The sequence below is a fragment of the Sandaracinobacter sp. genome, assembly GCF_041909755.1.
Lineage (GTDB): Bacteria > Pseudomonadota > Alphaproteobacteria > Sphingomonadales > Sphingomonadaceae > Sandaracinobacteroides.
The window spans coordinates 1-6,544 of record NZ_JAYRCW010000118.1; the positions used below are offsets into that span (position 1 = coordinate 1).

Here is a 6,544-nt window from a genome sequence, read left to right on the forward strand (position 1 = left end):
CATATGGAATCTGCGGCGAAGGCCGGGGCCGACGTGGCGCTGGTGGTCTGCCCCTACTACAACAAGCCGGGCCAGCGCGGGCTGATCGCGCATTTCCGGCACCTGGCAGACAATGGGCCGCTGCCGATCCTGATCTACAACATCCCCGGCCGTTCCGGCATCGACATGACGACGGAGACGATGGCCGAACTGGCTGACCATCCGAACATCATCGGCTGCAAGGAATCGACCGGCGATATCGAGCGGATCAGCCAGATCCGGCAGGAATGCGGGCGGGATTTCCTGATCCTGTCCGGCAATGACTACATGACGCTGGGGATCATCGCCCATGGCGGGCATGGCGCGATTTCGGTGACGGCCAATGTGGCGCCCGCGCTGAATGCGGCGCAGGTGAAGGCCTGCCTGGCGGGCGACTTCGCCACGGCGCTGGCGCTGCAGGATCAATTGTATCCGCTGCACCGGGCGCTGTTCACCGATGCCTCCCCGGGGCCGACCAAATATGCGCTGTCGGTGCTGGGGCGGATGGAGGCCGGCACGCGGCTGCCGGTGGTGGCGCCGTCTGCGGTTTCGATGGCGGCGGTGGATGCCGCGATGGCGCATGCCGGAATCGCGCCCTGATGGCGCGGCCACGTCCCAGCGGAGACAAGGTGAAGACCGTCGCCGAGAACCGGCGCGCGCGGTACGAATATGCCTTCGAGGATATCTATGACGCGGGCATCGTGCTGGTGGGCACGGAGGTGAAGGCGCTGCGCTTCGGCGAGGGCTCCATCGCGGAAAGCTATGCCGAGGTGAAGGACGGGGAAGTGTGGCTGGTGAACGCCAATATTCCCGAGTTCAGCCATGGCAACCGCCACAACCATGAACCGAAGCGGCCCCGCAAGCTGCTGTTGACGCAGCGCGAAATCGCGAAGCTGCACGGCGCGGTGGCGCGGCAGGGCATGACGCTGGTGCCGCTGTCCGTTTACTTCAACACGCGCGGCAAGGCGAAGGTGGAGCTGGCGCTGGCCAAGGGCCGCAAGCTGCACGACAAGCGCGCGCACGAGAAGGAAAAGGACTGGAAGCGTGAACAGGGGCGGCTGCTGCGCGAGCGGGGCTGAGGGCCGCGATTTCACCGGATTTCGGGCACGGCACAGGAGAATTTCGCCCGTTCGGTTGCCGTTCAGCATCCGGGGACACATCTTTGCCTCATTGAGCGTGAATTGGCCCGGCCTTGCCATCGCAAGCGGGGTGGCCGGGGGTGTGAGCAGCCGAGGGGAAAAGCCTTGTTCGGGAGGTGGTTGAAGTTGCCGTCGCGGGAGGAGCTGGAGGCGAATCGCTTCCTGCGCCCCTTTGCCCGGCATCTGTCCTCTCCGCTGGTGTGGCGATTCAACCGGCGCGGCGTTGCGCGCGGCACGGCGCTGGGGCTGTTTTCCGGATTTGCCGTGCCCGTGGCGCAGACGCCGTTCGCAGCGCTGTTCGCGGTGGCCGCGCGGGCGAACCTGCCGGTTGCCGCCGTCGCCACCTTCGTGACCAACCCCTTCACTGTTCCCTTCATCTATTTCCTGGCCTTCCTGGTGGGGAAGCAGGCGATCGGAATGAAGACCGAAACGCTGTTCAGCCTGACGCCGGGCGCCGGGCCGATCGAGCGTGCGATCGGCTGGACCGTGAACCTGGCCGGCCCGACCTATGTGGGGCTGCTGATCTTCGCCGTGGTGGGTGCGGTTGCGGGCTGGACGACCGTGCATGTGGGTTGGCGGCTGTGGGTGGGCCATCGCTGGAACCGGCGGCGGCGCGCCCGCGCCACGCGGAATTCCGGCGGGCCGCTGGGCCTTGGCGCGGGCAATTGAGCGGCTTCAACGAGAAGCTGACGCGAACCAAGCAGGCCTGGGCCCGCGCCGGGCGGCTGCTGACGGGGAAACCCGATCCGGATCATGCGATGCGCCTGCCGCCGGGGCAGCGGCTGGTCGGCAACTGGCCCGTCCTGGATCTGGGCGTGCAGCCGCATGTGCCGGTGGCGGACTGGTGGCTGACGATCGACGGGGCGGTTTCCTGCCCGCAGGAGCTGGACTGGGCGGCGTTCATGGCGCTGCCGCAGGTGGAGGATGTGTCCGACATCCACTGCGTGACGCAGTGGAGCCGCTATGACAACCGCTGGCAGGGGGTGAGGACATCGAACCTGATCGCGCTGGCGAAGCCCCTGCCCGAGGCGGCGCATGTGATCCTGCATGCCCATGACGGCTATACGACCAACCTGACGCTGGCGCATTTCGCCGAGGAAGATTGCCTGCTGGCGCACAGCCACGATGGCGAGCCGCTGACGCGCGAACATGGCGGGCCGGCGCGGCTGGTGATCCCGCGCTGGTATTTCTGGAAGAGCGCGAAGTGGATTAAACGCATCGAATTCTCGGCCGTGGACAAGCGAGGCTTCTGGGAGGTTCGCGGCTATCACAATGTTGGAGACCCCTGGCTCGAGCAGCGCTACGGCTGAACCGGCGGGCGGCGTTGTCCGCACACGCGCGGTCGGCCTGCTGGCGGCCGGGCTGGCGCATGATCTGAACAACATGCTGGGCGGGATCGTGACGACAGCGGAGCTGCTGCACGACCGGATGCGCGACCCCGGCGACGCGCGCGACCTTTCGGCGATCGTGGACCAGGCGGTGCGGGCGAGCGGGCTGGTGCGGCAGATCCTGGCCTTTTCCCGGCAGGATTTGCTGAACCCGGTGGCGGCCGAGCTTGGCCGGGAATTGCAGCGGATGGCGCCCATGCTGAGGTCGCTCGCCGGCCCGGCCATTGCGCTGGAGGTGGGGCAGGGTGCGCCCGCCCATGTGACGGCGGACCCGACGGCGCTGGAGCGGGTGGTGGTGAACTTGGTGCTGAACGCGCGGGATGCCATCCGCGAGGCCGGCCGCTCGCGGGGGTGCATCCGCATCGAGTGCGGCCGGATCTCGCCCGGCGAACGGCCCGAGGAAGGGCGCGGCTTCATGCCGCCTGTTCCCTATGCCGTGCTTCGCGTGGCCGACGACGGGCCGGGCGTGGACCCGGCGATCGCCGCGCGCATCTTCGAACCCTATTTCACCACCCGGTCGAAAGGGCAGGGGCTGGGGCTTTCCGGGGCGTTCGGGCTGGTGAAGCAATCGGGCGGCTTCCTGCTGCTGGAACCTTCGGCACGGGGCGCGCGCTTCGCCGTCTATCTGCCGGAAACGGCGGGCGTGGTGCGCACGGCGCCGCCGGCGGCCCATGCGGGCCGGTTGCTGCTGCTGGTGGAAGACGAACTGATGCTGCGCATGTCTGTTGCGCGGGGGCTGGAGCGGCAGGGCTGGCGCGTGCGGCAGGCCCCGGACGGCGAGGCGGCGCTGAAACGGCTGGCGCAGGAGCGGCCCGCGGCGATGGTGTCGGACATCCGCATGCCGGGGCTGGATGGCATCGGGCTGACGGCGGCGGCGCGGGAGATGTGGCCGGGCCTGCCCGTGCTGCTGACATCGGGCTATGCCGACGAGGCGGCGCGCGCGGCGGTGCCGGGCATGGGCGTGGGCTTCATCGCCAAGCCCTATACGGTGCGGTCGCTGGGGGATCGCCTTCGCGAACTGCTGTGAAGCAGGCGGAAAACAGGCGCTTGCAGGAGTAGAACAAAAGGGGTACGAAGCTTGCGCACCGCCCGCCGCAGGGCTAGGCGATGCACAGGGTCTTTGCCCGTTCGGGCGTTTGGAAACAAGGGATTCGGATGGACAGGGAAAAGGCTCTCGAGGCAGCACTGGCGCAGATCGACCGGGCGTTCGGCAAGGGTTCTGCCATGAAGCTGGGCCAGCGCGAGACGCTGGAGATCGAATCCATCTCGACGGGTTCGCTGGGGCTGGACATCGCGCTGGGCATCGGTGGCCTGCCGCGCGGCCGGGTGATCGAGATCTATGGCCCGGAATCCAGTGGCAAGACGACGCTGGCGCTGCATGTGATCGCCGAGGCGCAGAAGGCCGGCGGCGTGGCGGCCTTTGTGGACGCCGAACATGCGCTGGACCCGATCTATGCCAAGAAGCTGGGTGTCGATACCGACAATCTGATCGTGTCCCAGCCGGACACGGGCGAGCAGGCGCTGGAAATCACGGACACGCTGGTGCGTTCGAACGCGATCGACGTGCTGGTGGTGGATTCGGTTGCGGCACTGGTGCCGAGGGCCGAAATCGAGGGCGAGATGGGCGACAGCCATGTGGGCCTTCAGGCCCGGCTGATGAGCCAGGCGCTGCGTAAGCTGACCGGCTCCATCTCCCGCAGCCGCTGCATCGTGATCTTCATCAACCAGGTGCGGATGAAGATCGGCGTGATGTATGGCAATCCGGAGACGACGACGGGCGGTAACGCGCTGAAATTCTATGCCTCGGTGCGGCTGGACATCCGGCGGACGGGGCAGATCAAGGACCGCGACGACATCATCGGCAACACGACGCGGGTGAAGGTGGTGAAGAACAAGGTGGCGCCGCCGTTCCGGCAGGTCGAGTTCGACATCATGTATGGCAGCGGTGTTTCCAAGGTGGGCGAGATCCTGGACCTGGGCGTGAAGGCCGGGCTGGTGGACAAATCCGGTGCCTGGTTCAGCTATGACAGCACCCGGATCGGGCAGGGCCGGGAGAATGCCAAGAAGTTCCTGGTGGAAAACCCGGAGATGGCGGCCCGGCTCGAATCGGCGATTCGGGCGAATTCAGCCGGCGTGTCGGATGCGCTGATGTCCGGCCCTGAGGCGGACGACGACATTTAGGCCATAGACCGCCGGGGTGCGGATTTTGCGGGAAAGGGCTGGTTTCGGGCCGGAAATTGGCGCTTTGCGGGCCCATTTCCGGCTGTTCCACCCCCTTGAGCAGGCGATCAGGGTAGAATTGCTGTCATATTTCTGCTATGACGCGCTTCATCGGAACGTTTGAAAGCTGGGTCGGGCGCTGATGCGCATTGTCCGCTGTGCAGCGATGTTGCTGCCGAAACCGGAAGTGACCCAAAGCTTGAACTGCCCGAGTGTCGCCAACTGGCGTGCGGATCCGCTGGTCTTGCAGGATCCGTCGTCATGAACATGAAGATGTCGCGCGAGACCGGCCCTATCCCATGCCCGACCTGCCATCCGGCATTCCCCTCGCGGAACTTTCCTTCCGCGACATGCCCGGCAGGTTTCCGCTGCGCCTGAGAGTGCAGGGGACATCGCATTTCCGCTTTTTGCGGGTGACCGATTGTCCGGCGGGTGAGGTGAAGGCCGGGGACACGTCGCCGAGGAAAGGACATAGACGTATATGGCAGCCAAGGCACTCTGCTTCCAGGTGGGTGACAATGTCGTGTACCCCAAGCACGGCGTTGGTCGGGTGATCGAGATCGAAGCGAGCGAGATCGCCGGCACCAGGCTCGAACTTTACGTACTTCGCTTCGACAAGGAGCGGATGACCCTGAAGGTTCCGACGAACAAGGCGGAATCTGTCGGCATGCGCAAGCTTTCCAGCGAGGCGACCCTGAAGGACGCCCTGCTGACGCTGAAGGGCAAGCCGAAGATCAAGCGCATCATGTGGTCGCGCCGGGCGCAGGAATATGAAGCCAAGATCAACTCCGGTGATCTGGTTTCGATTGCCGAAGTGGTGCGCGACCTGCACCGGGCCGAGGATCAGCCCGAGCAAAGCTACTCCGAACGGCAGATCTTCGAAGCGGCGATCAGCCGCCTGGCGCGCGAAGTGGCGGCGATGAAGAACATCGACGAGCCGGCCGCGCAGAAGGAAATCGAAAGCGTGCTGAAGGCCGCGTAAGCGGGTTTGGCAGGCATGTCACAACAAAGGGGGCCGGCGATCCGCATCGCCGGCCCCTTTTGCGTGTCGCCGGCTTGCGCCCCGCCGGCCCCTGTCCTAAAACTGCTTCGAGAGAGGGCCCATATTCGGGGAGAAATCCTTTGCGCCTTCCATTTGCCCTGCTTCTGACCGCTGCTGCCGCCCCGGCTCTTGCCGCCGAGCGCAGCTTTCCCGTTTCCGATTTCACCGAGATCGTGCTGACCGGATCGCCCGACGTGACCGTGACGACGGGCGGACGCTCTTCTGTCGTCGCAACGGGGGAGACGGCCGATCTGGACCGGCTCGATATCCGGGTGGACGGCAACCGACTGCTGATCGGCACCAAGCCGGGCAACTGGACCTGGAGCAGCAAGGAAGATGTGAAGATCCGCGTTTCGACGGCCGCGGTTTCCGCCGCCGTGATCAGCGGATCCGGCAGCATCCTGGTGGACCGCGTGCGCGGACCGTTCAGCGGCCGCATCAGCGGGTCCGGCGAGATGGACCTGCCGTCCGTCGATTCGTCGTCGCTGACGCTCGCCATTTCCGGATCGGGCGACATGGACGTGGCCGGGCGCTGCGGACAAGGGAATTTTTCCATCAGCGGATCGGGCGACATCGACGCCACCGCCCTGACCTGCGCGGACCTGACGGCGACGACCACGGGATCGGGCGACATCGACGCCCGCGCGACCGGCACGGCGACGCTGCGGGTGACCGGATCGGGCGACATCACGGTGACGGGGGGCGCACGCTGCACCTCCAAGGCGACCGGGTCCGGC

The 6,544-nt window shown here is 66.4% G+C and carries 8 protein-coding genes; all 8 read left to right on the forward strand.

Annotation, left to right across the window (positions count from 1 at the left end; translation table 11 throughout):
- The coding region (locus ACE3O8_RS12340; RefSeq protein ID WP_374390171.1) for a 4-hydroxy-tetrahydrodipicolinate synthase at positions 1–618 on the forward strand (618 nt) is incomplete at its 5' end.
- A complete protein-coding gene (smpB, locus tag ACE3O8_RS12345) occupies positions 618–1,097 on the forward strand; it encodes an SsrA-binding protein SmpB (protein WP_374390173.1) in 480 nt (159 codons plus the stop codon). The genes ACE3O8_RS12340 and smpB, both read left to right, overlap by 1 nt.
- Positions 1,098–1,277: 180 nt before the next feature.
- Complete coding sequence (locus ACE3O8_RS12350) at positions 1,278–1,826, forward strand: DUF2062 domain-containing protein (protein WP_374390175.1); 549 nt, start codon at positions 1,278–1,280, stop codon at positions 1,824–1,826.
- Positions 1,823–2,467: a sulfite oxidase-like oxidoreductase gene (locus ACE3O8_RS12355; RefSeq protein ID WP_374390177.1), complete on the forward strand. Its 645-nt coding sequence runs from the start codon at positions 1,823–1,825 to the stop codon at positions 2,465–2,467. Before ACE3O8_RS12350 ends, ACE3O8_RS12355 begins: the two co-directional genes overlap by 4 nt.
- Positions 2,430–3,572, forward strand: coding sequence for a response regulator (locus ACE3O8_RS12360; protein ID WP_374390179.1), 1,143 nt, complete (start codon positions 2,430–2,432; stop codon positions 3,570–3,572). The genes ACE3O8_RS12355 and ACE3O8_RS12360 overlap by 38 nt, the downstream gene beginning before the upstream one ends.
- A 128-nt stretch (positions 3,573–3,700) precedes the next feature.
- Positions 3,701–4,726 (forward strand): recombinase RecA, encoded by a 1,026-nt coding sequence (recA, locus tag ACE3O8_RS12365; protein WP_374390181.1) that lies wholly within the window; start codon positions 3,701–3,703, stop codon positions 4,724–4,726.
- A 520-nt stretch (positions 4,727–5,246) separates the two neighbouring features.
- A complete protein-coding gene (locus tag ACE3O8_RS12370; RefSeq protein WP_374390183.1) occupies positions 5,247–5,747 on the forward strand; it encodes a CarD family transcriptional regulator in 501 nt (166 codons plus the stop codon).
- A 140-nt stretch (positions 5,748–5,887) separates the two neighbouring features.
- Positions 5,888–6,544 (forward strand): head GIN domain-containing protein (locus ACE3O8_RS12375; protein WP_374390185.1); only part of this gene is annotated, 657 nt, incomplete at its 3' end.

Coding starts and splice junctions, on each gene's coding strand:
- smpB (WP_374390173.1), top strand. CDS start 618: ATGGCGCGGCCACGTCCCAGCGGAGACAAGGTGAAGACCGTCGCCGAG.
- ACE3O8_RS12360 (WP_374390179.1), top strand. CDS start 2,430: ATGTTGGAGACCCCTGGCTCGAGCAGCGCTACGGCTGAACCGGCGGGC.
- recA (WP_374390181.1), top strand. CDS start 3,701: ATGGACAGGGAAAAGGCTCTCGAGGCAGCACTGGCGCAGATCGACCGG.
- ACE3O8_RS12370 (WP_374390183.1), top strand. CDS start 5,247: ATGGCAGCCAAGGCACTCTGCTTCCAGGTGGGTGACAATGTCGTGTAC.